Source organism: Paenibacillus sp. G2S3 (assembly GCF_030123105.1).
Classification (GTDB): Bacteria; Bacillota; Bacilli; order Paenibacillales; family Paenibacillaceae; genus Paenibacillus_AQ.
Map to the genome: position 1 here is coordinate 6,388,850 of NZ_CP126095.1, position 25,388 is coordinate 6,414,237.

At 46.4% G+C, this 25,388-nt stretch carries 23 protein-coding genes; 7 read left to right on the forward strand and 16 right to left on the reverse strand.

Annotated features, from left to right (window positions below; genetic code table 11):
• Positions 1 to 10 precede the first annotated feature (10 nt).
• The 5 genes from QNH28_RS28240 to QNH28_RS28260 all read right to left on the reverse strand — a co-directional run bounded on the left by QNH28_RS28240 (position 11) and on the right by QNH28_RS28260 (position 3,996).
• Positions 11 to 1,243 carry a multidrug effflux MFS transporter gene (locus QNH28_RS28240; RefSeq protein WP_283909441.1) on the reverse strand — a complete coding sequence of 411 codons (1,233 nt, stop codon included), beginning with the start codon at positions 1,241 to 1,243 and terminating at the stop codon, positions 11 to 13.
• Positions 1,244 to 1,397: 154 nt separating this feature from the next.
• Positions 1,398 to 2,018: an alpha/beta hydrolase gene (locus tag QNH28_RS28245; RefSeq protein ID WP_283909442.1), complete on the reverse strand. Its 621-nt coding sequence runs from the start codon at positions 2,016 to 2,018 to the stop codon at positions 1,398 to 1,400.
• Positions 2,015 to 2,965 carry a ring-cleaving dioxygenase gene (locus QNH28_RS28250; RefSeq protein ID WP_283909443.1) on the reverse strand — a complete coding sequence of 317 codons (951 nt, stop codon included), beginning with the start codon at positions 2,963 to 2,965 and terminating at the stop codon, positions 2,015 to 2,017. The genes QNH28_RS28245 and QNH28_RS28250 overlap by 4 nt, the downstream gene beginning before the upstream one ends.
• Before the next feature lie 17 nt (positions 2,966 to 2,982).
• Positions 2,983 to 3,384 carry a DoxX family protein gene (locus QNH28_RS28255; RefSeq protein WP_076297968.1) on the reverse strand — a complete coding sequence of 134 codons (402 nt, stop codon included), beginning with the start codon at positions 3,382 to 3,384 and terminating at the stop codon, positions 2,983 to 2,985.
• A gap of 141 nt (positions 3,385 to 3,525) precedes the next feature.
• Complete coding sequence (locus QNH28_RS28260; protein ID WP_283909444.1) at positions 3,526 to 3,996, reverse strand: MarR family winged helix-turn-helix transcriptional regulator; 471 nt, start codon at positions 3,994 to 3,996, stop codon at positions 3,526 to 3,528.
• 290 nt (positions 3,997 to 4,286) lie between these two features.
• On the opposite strand from QNH28_RS28260, the gene QNH28_RS28265 reads away from it, so the two are divergent.
• The 3 genes from QNH28_RS28265 to QNH28_RS28275 all read left to right on the forward strand — a co-directional run bounded on the left by QNH28_RS28265 (position 4,287) and on the right by QNH28_RS28275 (position 6,915).
• Positions 4,287 to 4,949 carry a futalosine hydrolase gene (locus QNH28_RS28265; protein ID WP_283909445.1) on the forward strand — a complete coding sequence of 221 codons (663 nt, stop codon included), beginning with the start codon at positions 4,287 to 4,289 and terminating at the stop codon, positions 4,947 to 4,949.
• Positions 4,949 to 5,800: a 1,4-dihydroxy-6-naphtoate synthase gene (locus tag QNH28_RS28270; protein WP_283909446.1), complete on the forward strand. Its 852-nt coding sequence runs from the start codon at positions 4,949 to 4,951 to the stop codon at positions 5,798 to 5,800. Before QNH28_RS28265 ends, QNH28_RS28270 begins: the two co-directional genes overlap by 1 nt.
• Before the next feature lie 293 nt (positions 5,801 to 6,093).
• The gene (locus QNH28_RS28275) at positions 6,094 to 6,915 is read left to right on the forward strand and encodes a class I SAM-dependent methyltransferase (RefSeq protein ID WP_283909447.1); all 822 of its coding nucleotides are present in this window, start codon (positions 6,094 to 6,096) and stop codon (positions 6,913 to 6,915) included.
• 70 nt (positions 6,916 to 6,985) lie between these two features.
• Here the strand turns inward: QNH28_RS28275 and QNH28_RS28280 are convergent, their stop codons facing one another.
• The 7 genes from QNH28_RS28280 to QNH28_RS28310 form a co-directional block, all read right to left on the reverse strand.
• Positions 6,986 to 7,966, reverse strand: coding sequence for an alpha/beta hydrolase (locus tag QNH28_RS28280; RefSeq protein ID WP_283909448.1), 981 nt, complete (start codon positions 7,964 to 7,966; stop codon positions 6,986 to 6,988).
• Positions 7,967 to 8,188: 222 nt separating this feature from the next.
• Positions 8,189 to 9,556 (reverse strand): sensor histidine kinase, encoded by a 1,368-nt coding sequence (locus QNH28_RS28285; RefSeq protein WP_283909449.1) that lies wholly within the window; start codon positions 9,554 to 9,556, stop codon positions 8,189 to 8,191.
• A complete protein-coding gene (locus QNH28_RS28290; protein ID WP_283909450.1) occupies positions 9,553 to 10,227 on the reverse strand; it encodes a response regulator transcription factor in 675 nt (224 codons plus the stop codon). The genes QNH28_RS28285 and QNH28_RS28290 overlap by 4 nt, the downstream gene beginning before the upstream one ends.
• 229 nt (positions 10,228 to 10,456) lie before the next feature.
• Positions 10,457 to 11,530 (reverse strand): ABC transporter substrate-binding protein, encoded by a 1,074-nt coding sequence (locus QNH28_RS28295; RefSeq protein WP_283909451.1) that lies wholly within the window; start codon positions 11,528 to 11,530, stop codon positions 10,457 to 10,459.
• Positions 11,527 to 12,360 carry an ABC transporter permease gene (locus QNH28_RS28300; protein ID WP_283909452.1) on the reverse strand — a complete coding sequence of 278 codons (834 nt, stop codon included), beginning with the start codon at positions 12,358 to 12,360 and terminating at the stop codon, positions 11,527 to 11,529. Before QNH28_RS28300 ends, QNH28_RS28295 begins: the two co-directional genes overlap by 4 nt.
• Positions 12,350 to 13,162, reverse strand: a complete 813-nt coding sequence (locus QNH28_RS28305) for an ABC transporter permease (protein WP_076120198.1) — start codon at positions 13,160 to 13,162, stop codon at positions 12,350 to 12,352. Before QNH28_RS28305 ends, QNH28_RS28300 begins: the two co-directional genes overlap by 11 nt.
• Positions 13,152 to 14,261 (reverse strand): ABC transporter ATP-binding protein, encoded by a 1,110-nt coding sequence (locus QNH28_RS28310; protein ID WP_283912285.1) that lies wholly within the window; start codon positions 14,259 to 14,261, stop codon positions 13,152 to 13,154. Before QNH28_RS28310 ends, QNH28_RS28305 begins: the two co-directional genes overlap by 11 nt.
• A 302-nt stretch (positions 14,262 to 14,563) precedes the next feature.
• Between QNH28_RS28310 and QNH28_RS28315 the strand changes: the two genes are divergently transcribed.
• Positions 14,564 to 15,667 carry an FUSC family protein gene (locus QNH28_RS28315; RefSeq protein WP_283909453.1) on the forward strand — a complete coding sequence of 368 codons (1,104 nt, stop codon included), beginning with the start codon at positions 14,564 to 14,566 and terminating at the stop codon, positions 15,665 to 15,667.
• A gap of 117 nt (positions 15,668 to 15,784) precedes the next feature.
• On the opposite strand, the gene QNH28_RS28320 is transcribed toward QNH28_RS28315, so the two are convergent.
• Positions 15,785 to 16,672 carry a DMT family transporter gene (locus tag QNH28_RS28320; protein WP_283909454.1) on the reverse strand — a complete coding sequence of 296 codons (888 nt, stop codon included), beginning with the start codon at positions 16,670 to 16,672 and terminating at the stop codon, positions 15,785 to 15,787.
• A gap of 96 nt (positions 16,673 to 16,768) precedes the next feature.
• Between QNH28_RS28320 and QNH28_RS28325 the strand changes: the two genes are divergently transcribed.
• From QNH28_RS28325 to QNH28_RS28335, 3 genes are read left to right on the forward strand one after another with little or no spacing between them, the layout of a single operon-like run.
• Complete coding sequence (locus tag QNH28_RS28325; RefSeq protein ID WP_283909455.1) at positions 16,769 to 17,665, forward strand: LysR family transcriptional regulator; 897 nt, start codon at positions 16,769 to 16,771, stop codon at positions 17,663 to 17,665.
• 2 nt (positions 17,666 to 17,667) lie between these two features.
• Positions 17,668 to 18,642, forward strand: coding sequence for an aldo/keto reductase (locus QNH28_RS28330; protein ID WP_283909456.1), 975 nt, complete (start codon positions 17,668 to 17,670; stop codon positions 18,640 to 18,642).
• 31 nt (positions 18,643 to 18,673) lie between these two features.
• Complete coding sequence (locus tag QNH28_RS28335) at positions 18,674 to 20,065, forward strand: aldehyde dehydrogenase (RefSeq protein ID WP_283909457.1); 1,392 nt, start codon at positions 18,674 to 18,676, stop codon at positions 20,063 to 20,065.
• Positions 20,066 to 20,135: 70 nt separating this feature from the next.
• Here the strand turns inward: QNH28_RS28335 and pgmB are convergent, their stop codons facing one another.
• From pgmB to QNH28_RS28350, 3 genes are all read right to left on the reverse strand, one after another.
• A complete protein-coding gene (gene pgmB / locus QNH28_RS28340; protein WP_283909458.1) occupies positions 20,136 to 23,141 on the reverse strand; it encodes a beta-phosphoglucomutase in 3,006 nt (1,001 codons plus the stop codon).
• A 64-nt stretch (positions 23,142 to 23,205) separates the two neighbouring features.
• Positions 23,206 to 24,297 carry a carbohydrate ABC transporter permease gene (locus QNH28_RS28345; RefSeq protein WP_283909459.1) on the reverse strand — a complete coding sequence of 364 codons (1,092 nt, stop codon included), beginning with the start codon at positions 24,295 to 24,297 and terminating at the stop codon, positions 23,206 to 23,208.
• A complete protein-coding gene (locus QNH28_RS28350; protein ID WP_349655078.1) occupies positions 24,297 to 25,385 on the reverse strand; it encodes a carbohydrate ABC transporter permease in 1,089 nt (362 codons plus the stop codon). Before QNH28_RS28350 ends, QNH28_RS28345 begins: the two co-directional genes overlap by 1 nt.
• Positions 25,386 to 25,388: the final 3 nt, after the last annotated feature.

Sequence of the window (25,388 nt, forward strand, 5' to 3'; positions counted from 1 at the left end):
CGAGAGACTGCTAGGAGCTTGCTTTTCCTCGTCTAACAAGCAGCAGATAAGATAGAATCGAGAGAATTCCTGTACATGCCATCACAATCGCCATCGGAAGTGCGGATTCAACTCCCCCAAGACCCACAAGTGGCGCTACACAGCTACCTAGCAACAGGGGTATTAATCCGATTAACGCCGAGGCACTGCCTGCAGTTTCGCCTTGATCTTGCATCGCCAGTGAGAAGCTGGTCGCTCCGACAATCCCTACACTGGAGACAACCGCAAATAGACAGATCAGAATAGGGATCAGTCCTCCTCCTACTAGAACCGTTAGCAGTAGCAAGATGCCCCCCATCGTACAGAGCAATAGTCCACTAAGTAGCAGCTTAGTCTCACTTACCTTTCCAGCAAGTCTGCCGGCTATTTGGCCAGTAATAATAATCCCGATCCCATTCACTGCAAAGATCAGACTATATACTTGCGGGGTAACCGCAAAAATATTTTGCAATACAAAAGAAGAACCTGAGATATACGCGAACATAGATGCCGTAACGAAACCTTGAGACAAGGCATAACCCATAAACTTACGGTTGCCCAGCAATACCCGGAAGGTAAGCAATGTACCCTTCAGTCCACTCTTAGAGCGTCGCTCCTTCGGCAGCGTCTCCGGCAAGCGCAATAAAATAGTTAAACAAAAAATAATTCCGGCAGCAAATAATACGAGGAATATCCCTTTCCATGTAGTCACTCTTAACAGCTGGCCCCCAATAACTGGTGCTAATATCGGTCCGAGACCATTCACAATCATCAATAGTGAGAAGAACTTCGTGAGTTCAGAGCCACTATATAAATCACGAACAGCCGCTCTAGAGACAACCACCCCCACTGAGCCAGCAAGGCCTTGAATAAACCGCAAAACGATCAGCAGTCCAATCGAAGGACTAAAGGCACATAGCACTGAGGAAACGGCGTAGATGAACATACCTATAAGCAGCGGACGACGGCGACCATATACATCACTCAGCGGTCCAGCGACCAACTGACCTGAAGCAAGCCCCAGCAAAAAGAAGGTCAGACTAAGCTGCACTAAAGCAGCGGTCGTACCGAAATCCGAGACAAGCGTAGGCAGTGCCGGCAAATACATATCAATCGACAACGGGCCGATCGTTGTAATGGAGCCGAGAATCACAGCCAACTGTAATCTCTGCTTCCGTGAGGGTCCATCTGCGGCAAGCTTATTACCATTTTGAATTCCAATCATGATCCTTACTTCAACCTTTCTAAAGCAACCCTTGGGCCTTTTTTTGTATTCTTCATACTAACGTAAAGGAAGTAAATTGATCAATCCTTTTATGAAGGGCTACGAGCGCTTGTGTAACAAAAATAACCGCCATTCGGCGGTTATTCTGATTGTTTTATGCATTTGTAGATGTGCTGCACATTTGCAACCAATCTCTAGCGGCTTCAGCCTCAGCAACACTCAGGCGATGACCTTGGTTGCCCCAGTGTGTTGTAACCTCTGCGCCTGCCTTCTGAAAAATAATCTCCAAATCCTCAGTCTCCGAAGAAGCGATAAGCGGATCATTTGTGCCTGCTCCGATGAAGATAGATACTCCTTCCAGTGAAGGAAGCGTAATATTCCGAAGCGGTACCATCGGATGCAGTAGAATTGCAGCGCGGAAAACATCCTTATAATGGAACAGCAGGCTACCTGCAATGTTCGCACCGTTAGAGTAACCCACGGCAACCAGATTGTTGGCATTGAAACCATATTGCGCTGCGGCTTCATCCAGAAACTGCTTGATCTCGTGAGTACGGAAGATTAGATCTGCTTCATCGAATACCCCTTCGGCTAACCGTCGGAAGAACCGCGGCATACCATTCTCCAGCACATTCCCTCTGATGCCTAGCACCGATGAATCAGGAGATAACAACCCGGCAAGCGGCAGCAAGTCCTGCTCATTGCCTCCAGTCCCGTGAAATAATACAAGCGTGGGTTTCGTTACATCTTTACCTTTATGGAATACATGAATCATCCCTGCTTCACCTCAATTTCTCTTATTTGAAAAGGACTTAAATTTTCTTCGATAGCCGCACGATGCGGTTCATACCAAGATGGCAGCATCAGCTTCTCACCCATGGCATCCACTGCTTCATCACGGGCAAAGCCCGGAGGATCCGTAGCAATCTCGAAGAGGATTCCACCTCTTTCGCGGAAATAGATCGCATTAAAGTATTGGCGGTCTTGAACCGGTGTTGGATGATGTCCATGACTCTGTATATGACGCCCCCATTCCAGCTGCTCAGCGTCGTCTTGTGCACGCCATGCGATATGGTGAACGGTGCCTGTACCTCCTGCTCCTTGCGGAACCGGTGTTGTCTTCAGATCAATAATATTACCCAAATCGCCAGTAGTTCTATAACGACTATATCCGTCTCCATCAGCGATATGCTTCATTCCCATCGTATGGACAAGCGTTTCTGCAGTTTGCAGCGGATTGTTGCTGTAGAGCACAGCACCACCGAACCCTTTGATAGCATGCTCGGTTGGAACCCCACCGAAAGACCATTTACTAAGCGGTCCTTCCTCACGTTCCACCAGTTCAATGCGCAATCCGTCATAATCAGCAAAGGATAGATAAGATTCCGAGATTCTATTCTTAAGAGTAACCGGAATTTGATATGAAGCAAGACGCTGTTCCCAGAATGACAGAGAGCCCACTGGTACTGCGTAAGTCGTTACGCCAACTTGCCCACTGCCGATTCTGCCTTTACGACCAATAGGTGAAGGGAAAAAGGTAATAATCGTTCCCGGAGCACCTACTTCATTCCCAAAATATAAATGATAAACTTCCGGAGCGTCAAAATTAATCGTCTTCTTCACAAGCCGTAGTCCTAGAATACCGGCGTAGAAGTCAACGTTGCGCTGAGCATCTCCAACAAAAGCGGTAATATGATGAATTCCTGCAGTTTGAAGTGTCATAATAATAAACCTCCTTCTTAATTAAAAATCAATGCATCCAGAGAAATCGAACCCGGTCCCGTAAGTGCTATACCTGCCGCAACCACCAATACCGTAAGCGGAAACTCGATACCGTTCGAAGTAGACCAGAAGCCATTCGGCGCATGCACCTTAACGATAGCCCCCAACATTGTGGCTACAATCAACACCGCTGCAACAGGCGTCAGCAGTCCTGCCGCGAACATGAATCCACCTATCAGCTCCAATAGTCCTGCCAATACCGCCATCGTAACGCCCGGTTTAATACCGATGGACTCCATCCAGCCACCAGTGCCCTTCGGGCCATACCCACCAAACCATCCAAATAGCTTTTGTGCACCATGTCCTATGAACGCAATCCCGATCACTAATCTCATCAATAATATTCCTAGACTTATCATTTCTAACCCACTCCAATTTCCTTTGATTTAATTATCTTAACATTAAGATATATGATAAAAATTTTTATCTTCCAGAGGCAAGAAGCAGCGAACTGCTTCCCACCTTATAGAAGCGCCCTTCATAACGATGTTTCAGCGCTCCTATACACCTTTGCCTAGCTTCTTCAGTAATTCAATCGCCTGACCCTTCTCATCCTGATCCAGTCCACGCATCAAATCATGAATCGAATCCACATGACGCGGGAAAATCTTATCGAACAGCTCACGTCCTGCATCCGTAATCTCCGCATAGGTCACGCGTCTGTCCTCGCTACACGGCACACGTTTCAGCAGACCTTTCTTCTCCAGCTTATCGATATTATAGGTGATGCTTCCACTCGTAACGAGAATCTTCTCTCCGATCTGTTGTAGTGGAATACGGGTCCGGTGATACAGCACCTCAAGTACCATGAACTCGGCAGATGCCAGCCCATAACTCTTCATATCCTTCACAGCTTGATCCATCAAGCTTCTGTAGGCCTTAGATAATACAACAAATAACTTTAAAGAAGACGCTTGATCCATCTCCGTAGTATTCTCTGCATGACGTACGTTCTCTTCGGTATTACTCATTATTTCCACCTCTACTTTGACAGCGATGTTGTTCAATATAAAGTAAATGTCTTTACATTAAATATCTTTAAGTTAAGATAACTATACTTCCTCACACTACCTTTGTCAACCTCGCCACTCCAAAAAGATAACATAAGGTGCTTAACGAGCTGTTAATGTTCTTTCTACGACTTTTTAGGAGCGTGATGAAAATCACTCTAAGTTTGACCTGACCCTTAAAACGGCGTATTCTTGTCTTTACGAATGACTATTTAGTAAGCGATTTCACTTCTCTCAAAGGAGGCAACCTGATGGTGGAGGAACAAGCTGGTGCGCGGCGCGTGCTGATCGTAACAGCCGTAGCCGCAGAGCGGGACGCGGTCCTGCGCGGCCTACAAGGCAGCGACAGGTTCCATGTGATTGCTGCCGGCGCAGGTACGGCAGCAGCGGCGGCGGGAACCGCCGCGGCACTCGCAGCCGGATCTTACGGCTGCGTAATCAGCGCCGGGATCGGCGGCGGGTTCCCGGGGGTGGCACCTTTAGGCTCGCTGGTCGTTGCCAGCGAGATGATAGCCGCCGACCTCGGGGCCGAGACGCCGGAGGGCTTTCGCAGCGCTGCCGAGCTAGGCTTCGGCAGCGTGTCCGTGCCGGCTGACCGCGGCACGGTACAGGCGGTTTCGGCCGCGCTGGCAGCGGCCGGACTGACCGTAAGCACGGGGACCGTGCTTACGGTCTCGACGGCGACCGGCACCGCGGAGACGGCCGCCGCCCTCATCGCGCGGCATCCTACTGCCGTCGCGGAGGCAATGGAAGGCCACGGAGTTGCCGTGGCCGCTGAGGCGCTGGGGCTCCCGGTACTGGAGCTCCGCGCCATTTCGAACCCGGTCGGTCCCCGCGACCGGGCCGCCTGGAAGATCGGCGATGCAATGGAAGCATTAACGGCGGCAGCCGCTATACTATTGGAGGTGCTGTAATGACAACTGAGCTTAATATCGCTTTTTCCCCTTGCCCTAACGATACCTTTGTATTCCATGCCTGGGCACACGGGCTTGTCCCGAATGCACCACAACTTAATGTAACCTATGCCGACATTGATATTACCAACACACTCGCTGCTAATGGAGAGGGACCTGAAGTCCTTAAAATCTCCTATGCCGCTCTACCTTGGGTTCTTGAGCGCTACAAATTGCTGCCATGCGGCGGCGCACTGGGTCGTGGCTGCGGGCCGTTGCTTCTTACAGCAAGTGGCCCAACCGCGATTAAACGTCCCGAGAAGCTAGCTGGACGCCGAATTGCCGTACCTAGCGAACGTTCTACCGCTTATCTGCTCTTCAGATTATGGGCAGCACAGCATATAACGGGAGGGATTGGCGAAATCGTCGTCATGCCTTTCGATGAGATCATGCCTGCCGTACGCGATGGACATATCGACGCTGGACTGGTAATTCACGAAGCCCGTTTTACTTACGCATCTTACGGTCTTAATATGCTGACTGACCTGGGCAGCTGGTGGGAAAGCGATACCGGACTGCCGATTCCACTCGGCGCGATCATTGCTCGCCGCGATCTGGATGCCGATGCCATCACTGGCTGGATTCGCAGCTCTCTACAATATGCGTGGGATCATCCTACCGATTCTAGAGACTATGTGCTTAGCCACGCTCAAGAGCTGGCTCCAGAAGTGGCTAAATCACACATTGATCTCTATGTGAACGACTTCTCGATGAATCTAGGCGATGACGGCTACGCTGCGATCACCTCCTTACTAAATCGTGCTGCAGCAGAAGGACTTGTACCTGCCATCGAGCCTGCATTACTTCGGTAGCATTGGCTAAACGTTCTTAGCGCACTTTAAAACTAGACATAACCCACAATCCCCGATTACACCATAAGGTGTCCTCCGGGGATTTTTGTTTAAAATATAAGAAAGTATAAGTTTCACACCATACTTTATGTCTTATATTTCTCGCTTATACGCTTGCCGTCCTTAAGGATGCCGAAGGCATTTATGCTTGTTCTGAGTAACATTCCCCGCGATTACCTGTAATCCATTATTTGGCATAGCGAAGCGATGGCTATACAATAGACCTATAAATAGGTTCCATGAAGGAGGATCACATGATACCTGAAAACAATAGCAAGCAAAACATCGATCGATTTCTCGGCTTTCAAGAGGACTATGACCGCTATCGTCCTGAAGCTCCTGCCATGATCATCAAGCTGCTGACCGATTACTTGGGCAGCACACCTTCTGTCGTCGCAGATATAGGCTGTGGTACGGGCTTGTCTACTTTTCTGTGGAAGGATGTCGCGGACAACGTAATTGGCATTGAACCGAATCCAGATATGCTGGGAAAAGCAATCGATAAATTAAGCCGGATAGAAGATCCCCAATCCATCACTTTTGTACAAGGCTATTCTAACCAGCTTCCACTTGCAGCAGACAGCGTGGACATTGTGACCTGCTCGCAGTCATTCCACTGGATGGATCCTGAAAGTACACTTCGAGAGGTCTCTCGGGTCTTAAGAACAGGTGGCGTCTTCGCTGCCTACGATTGCGACTGGCCTCTCCCCCTTCAACAGAAGGTAGAAGAACGTTACACCCAACTGATCTCCAAATCAGAGGAACTGCTCGCTTCGCTCTTACCTGATGCTGAGAGAGCACATAAATGGGACAAAGAGGGGCATTTGTCACGGATTCAGGCTAGTGGAGCGTTCTCTTTTGCTAGAGAGATCGTACTTCATAATCTTGAGTCCTGCGATGCGCAGCGCTATGTCGGACTCGCTCTAAGTCAAGGCGGAGTAAGAACCGTGCTGAAGCAGGACGCTACCTTACTCGATCAGGACATTGCAGACTTCACAGCTGCGGTTGAACAACATTTTCAAGGACGCACCCTAGAGGTTCTGGTCAGCTATCGGATGAGAATCGGCATCAAATAATCTCAGTCCTTAAGCGCAAAGAAACGCCCCGATTTTCCTCATACGAGGAACTCGGAGCGTTTTCTTATTTTTATTTAATTTCTCCCATGAATATCCTTAGGTTCTCAGCGATTTCCTTGGATCTGGAATGGTGTAAATAATGTCCACCCTCGAATGTCATTACTTTTCCATGTACAGAGTCTTTAACTTGTTCTTCATGCAGAGGAATCCAATCCTTCACGCCTGTATTATTCGCTTGTATAAAGAATATAATGGGAAGATTCTTGTCGAATTTTAATCCTCTAGCTGCGACAAAGTTAGGATATATATGTTCCATTTCATTTAAGGTGGTGGAATTATTCATATTTTTGAGCGATATCAATTTCATTTGTTTTTTGGTCTCATCATCAAATGGCAGTCCATCATAAGGGTCACCACTTAATTGCAGTCCCAATCTAAGGAGACCTGAATCTTTGAGCAGCTTTAATTTTTTTATTGGAAATTTAACATCCATACCGCCTTGCTCCGGAACACTACTATCAATCCCCACAAATGCACTCACTTCGTTCGGATATTTCTTCGCATATTCTAGTCCGTAAATACCTGCAATTGAGTGACCCATTAGAATGTATTGGTCAATGTTAAGATTCTGTACGGCTTCATGAACTTCACTTACGATATTCTCTGTGGTTCGTTCTTTTTTAGTTTCATCGCTGAGTCCATACCCAAACGGTTCAACCGCCACTACTTTGTAATAGGGTGATAATTCATCGATCAACGGTTTAAAATCAAGCGCTGGTGCACCTGTTCCAAAGCCCGGTAAAAGCACGATCGTCTGTTCACCTTCTCCTTGGATCAAAACATTCATACTTTTTCCGTCAACAGGAACTAACTGACCATATTGATGTATCTTTTTCTGATCTGATTTGCTACTAATCACATTAACTGTATAAACAACGGCTAGAAAAAGCACGATCAAAATCACTATTGCTCCTACTATTTTCAGCAACAGGTTACGTACTTTATGTTTTTTCTTTTCATTCCCCGTTTTTATTACCTCTGTTTGTGTCACCCTCATCTGCTCCTGTCCTAATCTATTTATTAAGTCGCCTTAACGTTTCGCTAATGAGATCTTAACCAACGATGATGTACTCCTCATGACGACAATATGAACTAAATATGAATAGGCAAAAAAATACTACGGCAGCGCAAGCAAGAAATCTTACCTGTACTACCGTAGTATGAACAATGAGGCGCGCGTTCAACCCCTCGCAAGAATACCCTTGAACACTAATTACGCTGTGGACGCTATAATTGGCAAGGTAATGATGATAGTCGTTCCTTGGCCGGGTTCGCTTTCCACTCGGATATCCCCTTTATGAAGCGATACGATCTGTTTAACAATAGCTAGTCCCATACCGCTACCGCCATACTTGCGACTGTGGGAACGATCAGCCTTAAAGAAGCGTTCAAATATACGCTCTTGGTCCTCGGGAGAAATACCAATGCCATTGTCGGATATTCTGACGGTTACATTGTTCAAATCTTGTTTGATGCTGATGTTAATCACACTGTCATCCTTGGAGAATTTGATACTATTTCCAAGGAGATTCGTCCACACCTGACTTAACAAATCATGGTCAGCCCATACGATTACTGGTTTCAAATCAAGCTCAAAACTGATGTTGCGTGCCGACCATTGAGGCTGTATCGCCACGATTACTCGTCTGATCTGCTCATCCAAACTGAACGTGATAAGTCGCAGTTGTTGGGCTTGCGATTCAAGCACACTCAGCTTTAACAGACTATCGCTCATCTTGGACATCCGCTCCGCTTCAGCAATAATAATATCAAGATAACGATTCCGTTCATCCTCTGTGAGGGCAACTTTCTTGAGCGCAATAGCATAACCAGATATGGAGGTGAGCGGAGACTGAACCTCATGCGATACATTCGTTACGAACTCCCTGCGCATTTGCTCTAGCTGCTGCAGATCGTGCATCATTTCCTCGAAGCTATTAGCCAAGGTACCTAGCTCACCCGTCTGCTTAATATTCAATTCGACGTTGAAGTCCCCAGTTGCTATTCGCCTAGTTGCCTTTGTCAGCCTTTTGATCGGTCTCACTAGAAACATGGAAGCGACTAGTATCAACACGCTTCCCGTTATTAACGAATACGCCAAAAAAGTAAATAGCAAATTCCTCGTAGAAGACATAGTAGGAGGCACAAGCGGCTCCACAAACATCGCCTTCGTTCCCATATCCGTTTTCAAAGGCAGCCCTAAGAGGTTGGAAGAAGCCATATTCGGTTTAACTTGAACAGCTTGCCCTTCCAATACTTTCTTTAATTGCTCCTTAGTCACGGTAACAGGGCTCTCTCCATTAAGCACTCCGTAAGAGTGGTACTGGCCGTTCTCATCGTAAATTCGAATATGATAGGAATCAAGCTGCTTCATTCCACTTACGAGTGCATCCGCCTCACGTAACGGTAAGGCTTCGTATATGCGGGCAATGTCCTGACCAAAGCGAAGTAAGGGAATACGCAGGTTTTCGTTTAATTTATCTTGAAATACCCAGGTCGTTACAAATAAAGCAATCAATGTGCCTCCGATCACGGAGATCAGAAAGGTCAGAACAACACGCGTGTACAAGGATTTGATCATTCGTAAACCTCAAGCCGATAGCCAAGCCCCCGCACCGTCTCGATTCGAAAATCAGGTGTAGTCGCAAACCGTTCGCGTAGACGTTTAATATGTACGTCTATCGTTCGATCATCTCCGGCGTAATCAATCCCCCAAATCTGATCGATTAGCTGCTCGCGCGTATAGACTTGTCCGGGTGTTCCAGCGAGCTTATATAGCAATTCGAACTCCTTGAGTGGCAACGTGAATGACTCCGTCCCTCTCGTCACCTTATAAGTCTGCCGATCAAGGATGACGTTGCCGAACTGGATCGTCTGCGTGGAACCAATCTTGTATCGCTTCAATAAGGACCTAACACGAACCGTCAACTCCAGCGGATCAAATGGCTTCGTCAAATAATCATCTGTCCCCAGTTCGAAGCCCTTTACCTTCTCCCAGGTTTCACCTCTCGCAGTTAGCATAAGCAAGGGAAGATCGGGATTGGCTTTTCGGAGCTCCTTGCATAATGTCCAACCATCCATAATCGGCATCATGATATCGAGTACAACAAGATCAACCTGCTTTGAGGCGTAAACGGCTAACGCTTCTTTGCCGTCTGCAGCTTCGGCTGTGTCAAATCCATCGTTACGTAGAAATAAACAGACGAGTTCGCGAATGTTCGCATCGTCGTCAGCAACTAGTATAGTAGGCATTCGTACCCTCTTTTCCTGTTATCCATCCTAGCCATTATACTACAATATACTTTCAGCCAAGAAGGAACGCCTTCGGCAAATTCTCAAGGACGATGATCGTTTCTGAGAACAATAGAAGGAGCATGTATAGCGTCAAACTTATACTTCCTTATATTTCAAAAAAGAGCGTCTAACACGGTAATCCGCATGTAGACGCTCTTGAAGTCGTTTGACGTTGCCTCCAAACGACTTACTTCTTATTCATCTTAAACTTCAGGAAGAGCTCATTGTAATGAGCAAGCATCCGTTTGCCAAGATTATCATACACCTCAAGCCGATCCGTAATCTCAGCAGGCGGGTAGAACCGGGTATCCTCGGAAGTTTCCTTCGGAAGTAGCTCCAGCGCAGGAATGTTAGGTGTGGAATAACCTACGTATTCTGCATTCTTAGCCGCTACATCTGGGCGAAGCATGAAGTTAATGAACTTATGCGCTCCATCCACATTATCCGCAGTTCGTGGAATGACCATGTTATCAAACCACTTGTTCGAGCCTTCCTCAGGCACTACATAATCCAGTTTATCATTCTCGTCCATGATCTCAGAAGCATCACCAGACCACACAATCCCGACCGCAGCCTCTTCATTGGCAAGCAGCATCTTGATCTCATCTCCGACAATCGCTTTAACGTTAGGAGACAGCTTATTTAGCTTGGTCAGCGCTTCTTGCAGGTGAGCTTCGTCCCGGTCATTTACGGAATAGTGTAGGCTGTTCAAAGCCATACCCATCACTTCACGTGCTCCATCCACCAAGAAGATGTTGTTCTTCAGCCTGCTGTCCCAGAGGGAATCCCAGCTGGTGAAGTCCATCCCTTTGGTCATTTCCGGATTGAAGATGATCCCGACCGTTCCCCAGAAGTAAGGCACGGAATACTTGTTTCCAGGATCGAACGAAAGGTCCATAAACCGCGGATCAATATTCTTTAGATTCGGAACCTTGCTATGATCCAGCGGTATGAGCAGATCTTCTTCTTTCATCTTGGCAATGGCGTAATCGGAAGGAATTACGACATCAAAGGTAGTTCCACCCTGCTCCACTTTAGTTAGCATGGCTTCATTAGAGTCAAAGGTTTGGTAAATGACCGTTAATCCAGTCTCTTTTTCAAATTCCTTCAACAGATCAGGATCGACATAGTCGCCCCAGTTATAGATAGTCAGCGTATTTCCTCCGGAGTAGCCTTCTCTCGAGTTCATCCAGGAGCCCAAGTACATTAGCGCAAATGCCGCAATAATGATCGCCAGAAAAGCATTTACCAGCTGTTTCATCTAGGCACCCCCGCTTCCGCTACCGGCTCCGCCACAGCTTCCGAGGTATTCTGACGGTTCTTCTTAAGGGTCAAGAAGTAATAACCGACAACAAGCAGTATCGTGAACAGGAAGATCAGTGTCGATAGTGCATTAATGGATAGTGACACCCCTTGCCGAGCTCTGGAATAGATCTCAACCGATAGCGTTGAATAACCGTTCCCTGTTACGAAGAACGTAACTGCAAAGTCATCCAGTGAATACGTAAGTGCCATGAAGAATCCACTAAAGATCCCCGGTTTGATAATCGGCAGAATAACCTTAGTCAGAACATCCTTGCGGCTTGCCCCAAGGTCACGTGCTGCATCTGTCAGTGAAGGACTCATATCCTGTAAATGCGGCAGAATCATCAACACGGCAATCGGTACACTGAACGCGACATGCGAGAGCAGGACGGAAACGAAGCCAAGCTTGATGCCAGCAATGGTGAACAGGATCAGAAACGATGCACCGATAATGACATCCGGACTGACGATCAATACATTGTTCAGCGATAGCAAGGTGTTTTTAGCACGGCGGTTCTGTACACCTTTAATGGCCAGCGCACCAATAATAGCGATAAGAGTGGCGATAGCCGAGGACAGAAGGGCGATTACAAGCGTGTTGATCATGATAATAATCAGACGTGTATCCTGAAGGACCTCACGGTAGTAATCCAGCGTAAAGCCCTCGAACTTGTGCATCGTCCCCCCACTGTTGAACGAATAGTACATCAAATAAAAGATTGGCGCATACAGAACAGCGAACACTAGCACTAGGTACAGATTGGAGAACCCGTTTTTATTTCTCATTCCGCACCCCTCTCCGCGATCCGCCGGTAATAATCATGAACAGCGCCATAATAGCAATCAGAAATACTGCAACCGTGGAGCCCATCCCCCAGTCCTGCGTGACCAGAAAATGCTGCTCAATCGCAGTACCGAGCGTAATAACCCTGTTGCCCGCAATCAGACGAGTAATCATAAACAGGGATAGTGCCGGTATGAATACCGCCATACATCCGGAACGCACGCCCGAAATGGTCAATGGAAAAATAACGCGCCGGAACGTTGTCCAGCCCGAAGCACCCAAATCACGTGCCGCATCCAGCAAGGATAAATTGAGATCCTCCAAAGCGCTGTAGATCGGCAAGATCATGAATGGGATAAAGATATACACAGATACAAATACAAAGCTGAAGCCCGTAAATAAAATTTGCTGTTCTCCGATTCCAAGCAGATCAAAGAAATTGTTAATCGGTCCGAACGTACCAAATATGCCTATAAAAGCGTAAGTTTTCAGCAGCAAATTAATCCATGTCGGTAAAATAATCAGCAATAACCATAGCTGCTTATGCTTCGTTCTCGTCAACAGATAAGCCGCCGGATAGGCGACCAGCAAAGAGAATGCTGTAATCAGAAACGCGTACCAGAATGAGGTCAGCGTCATTTTTAAATACACAGGCGTAAAGAAGTTCACGTAGTTATCTAGCGTAAGATGCCCATCCAGATCAAATAGAGAATAATAGATGACAAGCAGCACCGGTGCGATTACAAACAAGGCGATCCACAGGTAATAAGGGATGAGATAATACGATCTGCCCTTATTCTTCATGACTCTCCACCTCGCCGTAAGCTTCCAGACGTTTGTCGAACTCTTCCTCCGTTTCACCAAAACGCATAACATGAATCGCTTCCGGATCAAAATAAAGGCCAATTTCACTGCCTACAGTCGCCTTACGTGTAGAATGCACAAGCCATTCATGTCCGGATTCATCATAACAGCTGATTTCATAGTGGACGCCCCGGAACAACTGGGAATCCACTCTCACACGTAGCTTACCCTGTTCCAGCGTTGAAATTTCCAAATCCTCAGGACGTATAACAATCTCCACAGATTCGTTTGGTTTAAGACCGGCATCGAAACATTCAAAGCGGCTCCCGTTAAACTCCACCAGATAGTCTTCAATCATAACACCCGGAACAATGTTGGACTCGCCAATAAAATCAGCCACGAAACGGTTAATTGGCTCATCATAAATATCATTAGGTGTACCACTTTGTTCTATTTTTCCTTTATTCATGACAAAAATCCAGTCGGACATCGCGAGTGCCTCTTCCTGGTCATGTGTAACGAAAATGAAGGTAATGCCAAGTCGCTGCTGCATTTCGCGCAGTATGTACTGCATCTCTGTACGCAGCTTCAGATCGAGCGCAGATAGCGGCTCGTCCAGCAATAGAACCTGCGGCTCATTCACAATCGCACGAGCAATAGCCACGCGCTGCCGTTGACCACCGGACATTTCGTTAATGGCACGCTGCTCGTAGCCCACAAGGTTAACGAAGCTTAACGCTTCCTGCACCTTCTTCGTGATGACGTCGTTCTTAAGCTTCTTAATGCGCAGTCCGAAAGCCACATTCTCGAATACGTTCAGGTGTGGAAACAATGCATAATCCTGAAATACCGTATTGACCTGCCGCTCATTGGCTGGAATGTGGTTAATCACTTTACCGTTTAAATAGATAGAACCGCTTGTTGGCTCTGCGAACCCAGCGATCAATCGTAGAATAGTCGTTTTACCACAGCCTGATGGACCAAGTAGTGTATAGAATTTGCCGCGCTCTATCTCAAAGCTGACTCCTTTTAACACCGGATCTTCGTCGTCATATTGCTTGGTAACCTCTTCAAATGAAATAATGGTGCCTTCCTGAATAGCTATAGCTAACAACCTCCCTGCCTAAAGTATCACAATACTATTTTACCCGCATCTCGCGGAGAACAATCGATATGGGCATGCTCAGCGCTAATAAGCGACAATTCCTCCTCTCATTCGACACTCCAATAGATATAGCATATTAGATTGTACCATTATATGCGATAGCTTACATGGATAAGGAATGCGTAAACTTAACAACTTTGTAAAATATCCAGTCCTCCACGCCTTTTTTAGGGTGTTATAATGAAAACGAACTGAAAGACCAGACAGTTTTTTCATTTTTTTCCGAAAGAAGATGAATGATAATGAACGAGGGGTTACAAGACCGCCTTGAAAAATATGGTTTCTCACTTTATATGATACGAATTACGCTGGCTGCTTCACTTTCATGGGTCGCGGTACACAGCATATATGGTAGCCAATATTTATATTTTGCACCACTTGCGGCCATCCTCATCACCCAAGCCAGCGTTAAAGCATCGCTCGAAAAAGGAATCTACCGCCTGATCGGCATTATTCTTGGCGGTATCGTTAGCCTAGTTGTTGGCCAGTTTTTTGATGTAGGTGGACTTTCTATCCTGCTCATTCTACTTATCGGAATTGGTATCGCCACTGCCTGTAAGATGAACATTCAGGCTGTCTCACAGGTGGGTGTCACTTCCGTCCTAGCTCTTACTTTTTACCAGAATGACTACGTGCTTTGGAGAATAGGGGAAACATTCATTGGTGTGCTGATCGCCCTGGCCATCAATATGATTATCGTGCCGCCGAACAGGTTCGTCAAGGTAAAAGCATTGGCATTCGAAGGAAGTCTTCTACTTGCGGATGCATTAAAGGATCTCGTAGGCGTAAGACGTGATTCTCCGAAAGACAATTTGCTGGAGGAAGCAGGTAAACTCCTGTCGAATAGCAGCCGGGAACAGAAAGAAATGTTCTATACCCTCACACATTATCAGTGCCGTGGTGAACTGAAGGGACTCATACAAGCTACTTCACATTTGAAGAGCATTCATTCTTACGTCCAAGAAATTGCAGACGAAATTCGCCTTCTACCCGCGCATCATGCCTCTTCTGACTGGATGAAGGAAGTGTTAGAGGCAACTGCAGATTGTATTGCGCTTTATGGAACTAGAACTTTATCAGACGCCGAGTGCCAGCATTCTCTTGCCGATTGCATACAACGCGCTCGAGACCTGCAACTGACTAGTTTCTCTGAACTACAAGGAAATTGTTCGCTTCCAAGCATTCGTGATCTTGGTGCGGTCTTCAGTCACTTAAACCGGGTGCTGGAGGAAGTAGAACGCGCTAAATCTGCTACTTACATCGTCGCCACTCGGCCCTCAACAGCTGAAGTCGCACGCGCTTTACGTTTTATTAAAAAGGGACTCTCTCAGAAGCTATAAGCTTCGGGAGTGTCCCTTTTGTTCAAATATAAGGATGCCGAAGGCGTTTATGCTTGCCTATTCATCAATATGCCCTCTTACAACCCAGATTACTACTTAAACTTTCTTATATTTGAACTAAACCGACTGCTTCGCAGCACGCCCTATTCTCACATTCACCAGAATAATGCTACAAACAATAAGCAGTAGACCAATCACAAGATTCAAAGTAATCTGCTCATTTAAAAAAACTACGCTAGTACCTATCGAGATCAGTGGAATCAAAAAAGTGAATGATCCGACCTTCCCTGCCTCGCCCTCGTTAATCAGCTTGAAATAAATGAGCCAGCCTAAAGCGATCACAAAGACTGCAATAAACAGTGTATCGACTATAAACGTTCCACTCCAGATGATATCCGACCACTTCTCTGTCGCAGATCCCGAAAGTAGTAAAATGATACCACCTATCGTTATTTGCATAGCGGTCATCCATAGCATATCCACGCGCACAGCATTTCGTTTCATATATACCGTTCCTAATGCCCAGCTCAAAGCACTGGCTAAAGCAAGCACAATTCCCCATATAGAGATGCTTCCGTTAAGCCCTCCAATACTGAGGGAGCCTACTCCGATGAACCCTAGCAAGAGGCCAGCCATTTTGAGCCCGTACATGCTCTCCCCTAACCACAGCCATGAAAAAATACCTAGCAATACTGGCTGCAGAAATACAATGGATGAGAACAGTCCTGCGGGTACATACTGCAAGCCAATCGTCTGAAACCCATAATAAAACACGATACTTAATATAGCCGAGGTCAGATAGATCGGCCAGAGCTGCTTGAAGCGGAGCTTCTTCACCTTAGGAAGTGCAATTAGAATCAGAATGAATCCGCCGATGACGGTTCGGATGCCTGCAAATAATAAGGGCGGAGCGTAGTCTAAAGCGATTTTGGATATAGGCCAATTAATGCCCCATACAATCACCAAAAATATAAGAAGGATGATGCTTTTCTTCTGCTGATTCATGTATTCACTCCTTGGTGTAGATTCATCACAAATGATACAATAATTAAGAATATAAATGAAATGAATAATACTCATAAGGGGCATATCATATTTGTTATGAACAATACTCAAATTCGTTTGTTCGTCAAAATCGCGGAGAGCGGTAGTTTTACCAAGGCTGGTGTAGAACTGAATATGACCCAACCTGCTGTCAGTCGAGCAATTTCCTCTCTAGAAGCCGAACTGGATGTAAAGCTATTACTTCGAGATCGACGGAATGGCCTAATGCTTACTGACATCGGCAAGCGTATCCTTGTTATTTTTCGTGAAATTCTAATGGGCTTTGATAAGGTCAATCAGGAGATTTCTGCGGAACGGGGACTTGAGAAGGGAAGCATTCGAATTGGGGCTTTTCCTGTGGCTTCTGCCTATTTTTTACCGAAGATTATTAGCTCTATCACTGAAAGATATCCGAATATTACGATTAGCCTGCAGGAGGGTTCTATCGCCGAAGTTAGAGAATGGCTGGAATCCAAAGAAATTGATGTTGGCTTATTGCTCGCTCCTTGCGAGACGTTCGAAACCATCCCATTATATAGGGAAAAGTTGTACGCCGTAATCAGAGATGACCATCCCCTGCATAAGCGGTCAGTCATAGGTGTGAGAGAATTAGCGGGTGAGCCTATGTTGATCTGTAAAGCAGGCTATGAACCGCCGGTGGTCGATTTATTCCGCAGAAGCAACAGCCATCTGAATGTAAAATATGTGGTTAATAACTATGCAACAGCGCTTAATATGGTTCAGGAGGGGCTGGCTGTGGGTGTGATGTCTGAGTTATCTTTGTTATCTTTACCGCCAAATGTAGTGACCCGCGAACTGCAGCCCGACGCCTACAGAGATATACATATCGCGGTTAGTTCGCTTACCGATACCTCCATTGCTGTAAAGATGTTCATGGAGACAGCTCTAGAGCTTTTTACTAAGCCTAAAAAAATGGATGATGAGGAGTGCTGAGGATGAACTTTAAAAGACTTGGAAATAGCGGATTACAAGTATCCGCTTTGGGACTGGGAACGAACGCTTTTGGCAAAAGGGCAGATCAAGAAACCTCTATTCAGATTGTACATGCTGCGCTGGATCATGGAATTAATTTTATAGATACTGCTAATATTTACGCTGGCTCCGAATCTGAGCGTATTATCGGTTTAGCCTTGGAGGGGAGAAGACCTGAGGCTGTTCTCGCCACTAAAGCAGGTTTAGTTAAGAATGATGGACCTAACGGAAGTGGCTCCTCGAGGCGCCATTTGATGCAGGAATTAGAAGATAGTCTTCGCCGCCTAAAAACAGACTATGTCGATCTATACCAGATTCACACCTTTGATCCCAATACGCCACTTGAAGAGACGTTACGGACCTTGGACGATATGGTATCTTCGGGAAAAGTGCGCTATATCGGGGCTTCCAACTATACAGCATGGCAATTAATGAAGGCGATTGGAATCAGTGAGGCACGGGGCTTCGCCAAATATATTTCAATTCAGTGTAGCTATTCGTTAGCAGACCGGACCCCGGAGAATGAGCTTCTCTCCCTTTGCCTTGATCAAGGTGTAGGGATCATTCCTTATTTTCCACTAGCGGGCGGAATTCTCACAGGTAAATATAATTCAAGCGGATCCGCACCTTCAGGATCCAGAGCAGAGACCGATCCTAATTTTAAAAGATTCCTGGATCATGACCGGATCGAACTGGGGAACAAGGTGAATCAGATCGCTGAAGAACTAGGAACCTCTTCTACCGCACTTTCCTTAGCTTGGCTCATGAATCTTCCTGCCGTTTCGACGGTTATTGTTGGGGCGACACGCGTGGATCAGCTGGAACAGAATTTGCACAGTATATCCATTCAGCTTAATGAGGAAACTCTGAGCAAGCTGGATACGGCCAGTGATTCCTTCCGCTTTGGCGAGCCTTTCGCCTTTTATCGGCTCCCATAATCTGTCCAATTACAATGAGGAGGGAAGTATTATGACACCACATACAACGGCTGGCATTCAAGTCATGCTTGATGAACATAAGGATTTTTTTAATCGTGGCGTAACTAAAGAGATTGCTTTTAGACTTAGTCAGCTACAGAAACTTAAAGACAGTATTAAACGATACGAGAGTCGTATTATTACTGCCTTACAACAGGATTTAGGAAAAAGTGAGTTCGAGGCTTATGCCACAGAAATCGGCTTCACCTTGGACAGCCTCGGTTACATGATGAAGCATCTCAAACGTTGGGCGAAGCCCGTAAAGGTTAGATCACCACTGCATTTATTTCCTGCAAAGAGTTATATCTTAAGTGAGCCTTACGGTACCGTGCTCATTATAGGTCCTTTTAATTATCCTTTTCAGTTGCTGATCGAACCGCTTATAGGCGCCATTGCCGCTGGAAACTGCGCTCTCCTCAAGCCATCGGAGAGCACACCATCCATCACGGCTGTTATAGAGCAGCTCATTCAGGAGACCTTCGAACCCGAGTATATTCGCGTAGTTCAAGGGGAGAAAGAGACCACCAATCTGCTGATCCATGCCAAGTTTGATTATATCTTCTTTACGGGCAGTGTTCCGGTCGGCAAAATTGTGATGGAAGCCGCTGCGAAGAATCTAGTGCCTGTTACCCTGGAGCTTGGCGGGAAAAGTCCGGTCATTGTCGATAAATCAGCCAATCTAGAGATTGCAGCGAAACGAATCGTATGGGGCAAATTATTAAATGCGGGTCAAACCTGTATCGCGCCAGATTATTTACTTGTGCAAAAGGATATTGCTAATGAATTAATTGCCAAAATCAAACATCAGATCACTCAATCCTACGGTCAAGATGCGCAGCCGAACGCAGATTATGGCCGGATCGTGAATGAGCGCCAGCTGCAAAGACTTGCCAACCTCATTGAACGGGATCGGGAAAAGGTGGCTATGGGTGGAACCGTGATTTCAGAAGAACGTTATATTGAACCTACACTAATCTATCCTGCGGCTTGGACTGACGCTTCTATGGAAGATGAGATCTTCGGTCCGATCCTACCCATATTGGAATATCATCAATTGGATGATGCGATCCGGAGTATTAACGAGCATCCAAAACCACTTGCGCTTTATTTGTTCACAGAGGATAAACATGTTGAACAAGAGGTGCTTTCCCGAGTCTCATTCGGAGGTGGCTGCATCAATGATACGATCTCACATGTGGCGAATGCTAGCTTGCCGTTTGGTGGGGTAGGCAACTCTGGAATTGGCGGTTATCATGGGAAGCACAGCTTTGAAGTCTTTTCCCATCGCAAAAGCATCGTCAAGAGAGGCACAAGAATCGACCTCGGAATTGTGTACCCACCCTATGGGAATAAGATTAAGCTGGTGCGTAAAGTATTGAAATAGACAAAACAGCAAGTCCCCCATGACCGGGAGGCTTGCTGTTTATTAGGCTTATCAGGAAAACAACTTTTTACTACTCAAATAGCTGTTCCAATTTCTCTATATGTAACTCTGCGGTAGAAGGAACCCATAGCTCAGCACTCTCTTTCAAGGATGGACTTCCCGCTCCAACCGACCTCATCCCAGCGGCTTTGATGGCAGCTATTCCCACCTCGGTATCTTCGATACCTACGCAGCAGTCAGGTGATATCCCCAGCATCTCGGTGACCTGTAAATAAATTTCCGGATCTGGCTTGCCCATACGGATGCTTTTGGGATCAACAATCGCCTGAAACAAGCGCCCAATCTTCAGGCGTTCAAGAATCAACATCGCATTCTCATTGACTGAAGCCAGCCCGACAGGGATTCGCTTTTTTTTCAAAGCGGTCAGCAGTCTATGGATACCCGGGTGCAAATCATCCGGTGTCATTTGTTGAATCAATTCTTTATACTTTTCATTCTTTTTGTTGCAGAGCATTCCTTTTACCGGTTGGGGTAAATTCAGGCCACTTCCCTCGAGTAGGATCTCTAAACATTCCATTCGACTATGGCCCTTCAGACGTTTATGCTTCTCTCTATCAAAACAAATCGCAAGCTCATCAGCTAAAGCTTTCCAGGCCAGATAATGATGCTCACCAGAATCAGTAATAATTCCATCCAGCTCGAAAACGACCGCCTCAAGCTGCTTCACATTTGAAAGGGACAACGACTTCTTTGCAGTAAGCTGTACAAGGCTTCCCTTATGTAGAATCTCAATTTCTTCACCCACCAGTAGTGTATAAATGACTACTTTATTATCAACATATATATCCAATAGCTGCCCACCGCTTGTTATTTTAAACCGATAGCTGTCCCATTGGGCTGGCAAGGCAGGATTGAAGGATAGCATACCGCCACATAAGCGCATCCCACCAAACCCATTTACAATTGACAGCCAGGAGCCTGCCATAGCTGCAGTGTGCAGCCCATCCTTCACGTTGCGGTTAATATCATCTAAATCCATCCGTACCGTGCGGTCAAAATAGGCGTACGCCCCCGTTAAATCACCAATTTCAGCAGAAATAATACTGTGAATGCACGGTGACAAAGAAGAATCATGTGTCGTCAGCGGCTCATAGTAATTATAATTGCGGATCTTGTCCGCCAAGCTGAACTGATCGCCCAGCAGAAACATGGCCATCACCAGATCCGCCTGTTTGAGCACCTGATGGCGGTAAATCACCAACGGATGGTAATGAAGCAGAAGAGGATATTTATCTGCTGGCGTATGTTCAAAGTCCCACTTCTGCTTCGTCAGAAATGTATCATCCTGAGCATAGATGCCAAGCCCCTCATCAAAAGGAATATACATCTTCTCCGCGGCCATTAGCCAATCACTAGGTTCTTCTTCAGTTAGCCCAATCTTGCGCTTCAGGCGTTCAAAATGCTCCGGATACTGCTTGCCGAACAGTATGGCTATCTCATGTGCATAAAAGAGTTGATCTCGTACCATAAGATTGGTGTACGCGTTATTGTTAACGATAGCTGTATACTCATCGGGACCCGTTACCGCGTCAATACAGAACGCTCCCTCCCTAGCCGGATTGAAATGACCCAGATCTACCCAAAAGCGCGAGGTCTCGAATAGCATTTCCGCTCCCTTCTGGACCAGAAACTCATAATCGCCAGTAGCCCGCACATACTGTTTAATGGCATAGGCAATATCCGCGTTAATATGCATTTGTGCCGTTCCTGCCGGAAAATAGGAGGAGTTCTCAGCCCCATCTATGGTGCGCCAAGGATATAGCGCTCCCTTCTGAGACATTACCGCTGCTCGCTCCCTCGCCTTATCTAACGTGGCATAACGAAACTCGAGCAGCTTCCGGCTAATTTCCGGCTGTGTAAACGTAAAGAAGGGTATCATGTACATCTCGGTATCCCAGAAATAGTGACCTTCGTATCCTTCACCCGTCAGGCCTTTGGCTCCGATGTTCGTAACCCCGTCACGTCCTACGGATTGCAGCAATTGAAAAGCATTAAAGCGAATACCCTGTTGAAGCGCAGGATCGCCCTGAATCTCCACATCGGTATGTGCCCAGAAATGATCCAAATAAGCCCGTTGTTCATAAACAAGAGCTTCAAATCCACTATTCTCCGCTAAATGCAGCACTTCCAAGCACTTACTTAACAGCTCGTCTTCTATGTAATCCTTAGAGGTGTGATACGAAATGTATTTGGTCAGGGAGATCCTTTCCCCCATAGCCACTGGAACAACCCATTGCATAGATAATCGCTGGCCCTCTAGCTGCACGAGTCTTTCATATCCAGAGCTACTGTCCAGACTGTGGCTTATCCCTGTTAAAAGAGCAAACTGGGTATGCCGTGTCCGCTGCTTCATCCACAAAAAGGACTGCTCCAGTTCATGACCGGTATCCACGAGCAGCAAACTGGGTTCCTTACTCCCCGAACCAAGCCGGGGGTCATCCGTCACCCCCGGCCTTTGAATCTCACCATCAATCGATGAAGTGAATGTTAGGTGCCCCTCAAAATTCAATGCCTTGACCTCGTAATCTATGGCCGCTAAATGTTTATGCTGCAAGGCCACCATCCGCCGAATGCTCACCTGTACCCTGTGTCCGGCAGGAGATTCCCATTCTACCTGCCGATGCAAGATTCCATTTCGCATATCCAGCTTCCGTTCATAACGATGCACTTTTCCACTATTTAGCTGAAAGGTATGACCCTCAATGCTCAGCTCAATAATCTTGGCATCTGTTACGTTCAGCATTGCTTGATTGCGGGAAGGATACCCATAAGCTCCCTCTGGGTACACAATAGGCTCGGAATCAAAGAATCCATTCAAATAGTTCCCTGTTACAGATGAGCCGGAGTGGCCATGGTAACCTTCCTCGAAATTACCGCGCATGCCAATATATCCATTACCAAGCGCAAATACACTCTCGCTTCTTTGATTGTTCTCTTCATCATAATTTTCCTCATCTAGACTCCACTCCCGGTAAGGATATACTGCAGCCGGATGTACGTATGGTTTCATCTTCATCTCTCTAAGCTCCCCCTGACACAGTTTTGTTCAATTAGCTATACTTGTTCCTACAATGCTAACATCAGCCTTTTATCGACCCACCCATAAGCCCTCTGACGAAATACTTTTGTAGCAGGAAAAAAATAGCGAGCGGCATCAGCATGGAGATAAAGGCAGCCGAGGTGAGTAAATGCCAATCGTTGCCTCGTGAGCCTACTAAATCGGCAATTTTCATCGACATGACCTGCACAGACGGTTGATTGCCGATAAAGATCAGCGAGACTAAATAATCATTCCACACCCATAGGAATTGAAAGATTCCGATAGAAGCCAGTGCGGGCACAGATAACGGTAGAATCAGCCTGCTGAAAATAGTGAAATGACTCGCCCCATCCATAAAAGCCGACTCGAACAAATCCTTAGGCAGCTGACTGATAAAGTTATACATAAAGTACGTAACTAGCGGTAATCCAAAGGCCGTATGCGCCAGCCAAATGCCCAAGTAGCTTCCGTTCAATCCAAGAGCCGTATAATCTTTAAGCACTGGAATAAGTGCTACTTGGATTGGAATAACGAGCATAGCGATAATGATGACAAAGAGTGTTCGGCGCCCAGGAAAACGCAGCCAAGCAAAAGCATAGGCGGCAAAAGAAGCAATCAACACCGGAATAACCGTTGCTGGAACTGCAATCGTCAATGTATTCCAGAAGGCTTGCGACAATCCGGTACCTTTTTGCACCGTTTCACTGCCATCGGCTTGCTTGAGCTTGTATTCCTTACCCGAGAGCACGTTATTGTAGTTATCCAATGTGAGATCCGGTGTCATTTTCCAGCCTTGTTCCTGTTGATTTATCGTACGCGCTCTACGGTTCTCCCACATCAAACGACTGCCATCGGCCTTCACGCCTGCCTTCAGCTGATCATCTGAATAGGTTTTACCGTTCACCTCAATCGGCTCCCGCAGATCCACGTCCTTCGATAGCTGAATGGTCTCTCCAGCCTTCCACTCCTGATGGGGAAAAGCTTTCCACCACCCAGTCTGCAGAATATCGGCAGCCGGACGAAAGGAGGACATGAACAGTCCAAGGGTCGGAAGCAGCCAAATGAAACAAATCACACCCAGCACGATATTAACAATCGTCTTGCTGCCTTTTCTCTTCTTTTTCCCGGCCATTAGAATCCCCCTTGCTTACGGAACTGACGTAGATTGATTATGATCACAGGCAATACTGCAATCAGCAGAACAATGGCTAATGTAGAGCCGTAACCGAAATTTCGGTACATAAAGAACTGCCGGTAAAACTGTGTGGCCACTACCTCTGTATCGTATTGACCTCCTGTCATGACCATGACGACGTCAAATATTTTCAGCGTAAAGACGATAATGGTCGTTGTCACAGTCAGAATGGTTGCTGAAATGTAAGGGATCATGATTCCAAAAAATATTTTCACCTCATTAGCACCATCCACCCGTGCGGCTTCCAAAATGTCGTCAGGAACTCCCTTGATGGCTGCCGAGAATATCACCATCGCAAATCCGGTCTGCATCCAAATCAGAATGATGATGAGGAAAAAGTTATTCCACGGCTGAAGCATACTCGTCCATGCCTGTGGTTCTCCCCCAAAATAAGTAACGATGGCGTTCAATAGTCCAATTTGTTCATCACCGGGTTGATAGTAATATACAAATTTCCAAATGACCCCTGCTGCGACAAAGGAAATGGCCATCGGCATAAAAATGATCGATTTGGCGATTTTCTCATAGCTGCTGCGATCGGCAAGAATTGCGATTAAGAGCCCGAATGCCACACAAGCCAGCGTACCCACAAATACCCAAAGTAAATTGTTACGCAATGCCGTTGCCATCAGATGATCGCTAAAGATAGCCGCATAATTGCTCAGACCTACAAATTTCTCTGAAGAAGCATTAAAAAAGCTCAAATACAGTGTTCGTAGCGCAGGCAGGACAAGTAACCAGCCCAAAAGTATCACTGCCGGACCAATAAAGATATATGGCAGCACCTTGCGCCGGATATGATCCGGGTACTGTTCAACCGCCCATGTAAGCGTATAGTAAATCAGATAAACTCCTAGAACCCCCCAGAGAACAGCCAGTACCGCTGTTAGCAGCGGATTTAATGTGGAATCCCGGAAGAACAGAAAGATTGCGCCGTTAACAACAACATTGGCTAACAACACTACTAAGGACAGCAATACCGCCTTCAGGCTAACGGATTGCCTTGCCTGTGGTTGTGCCTGCATTTG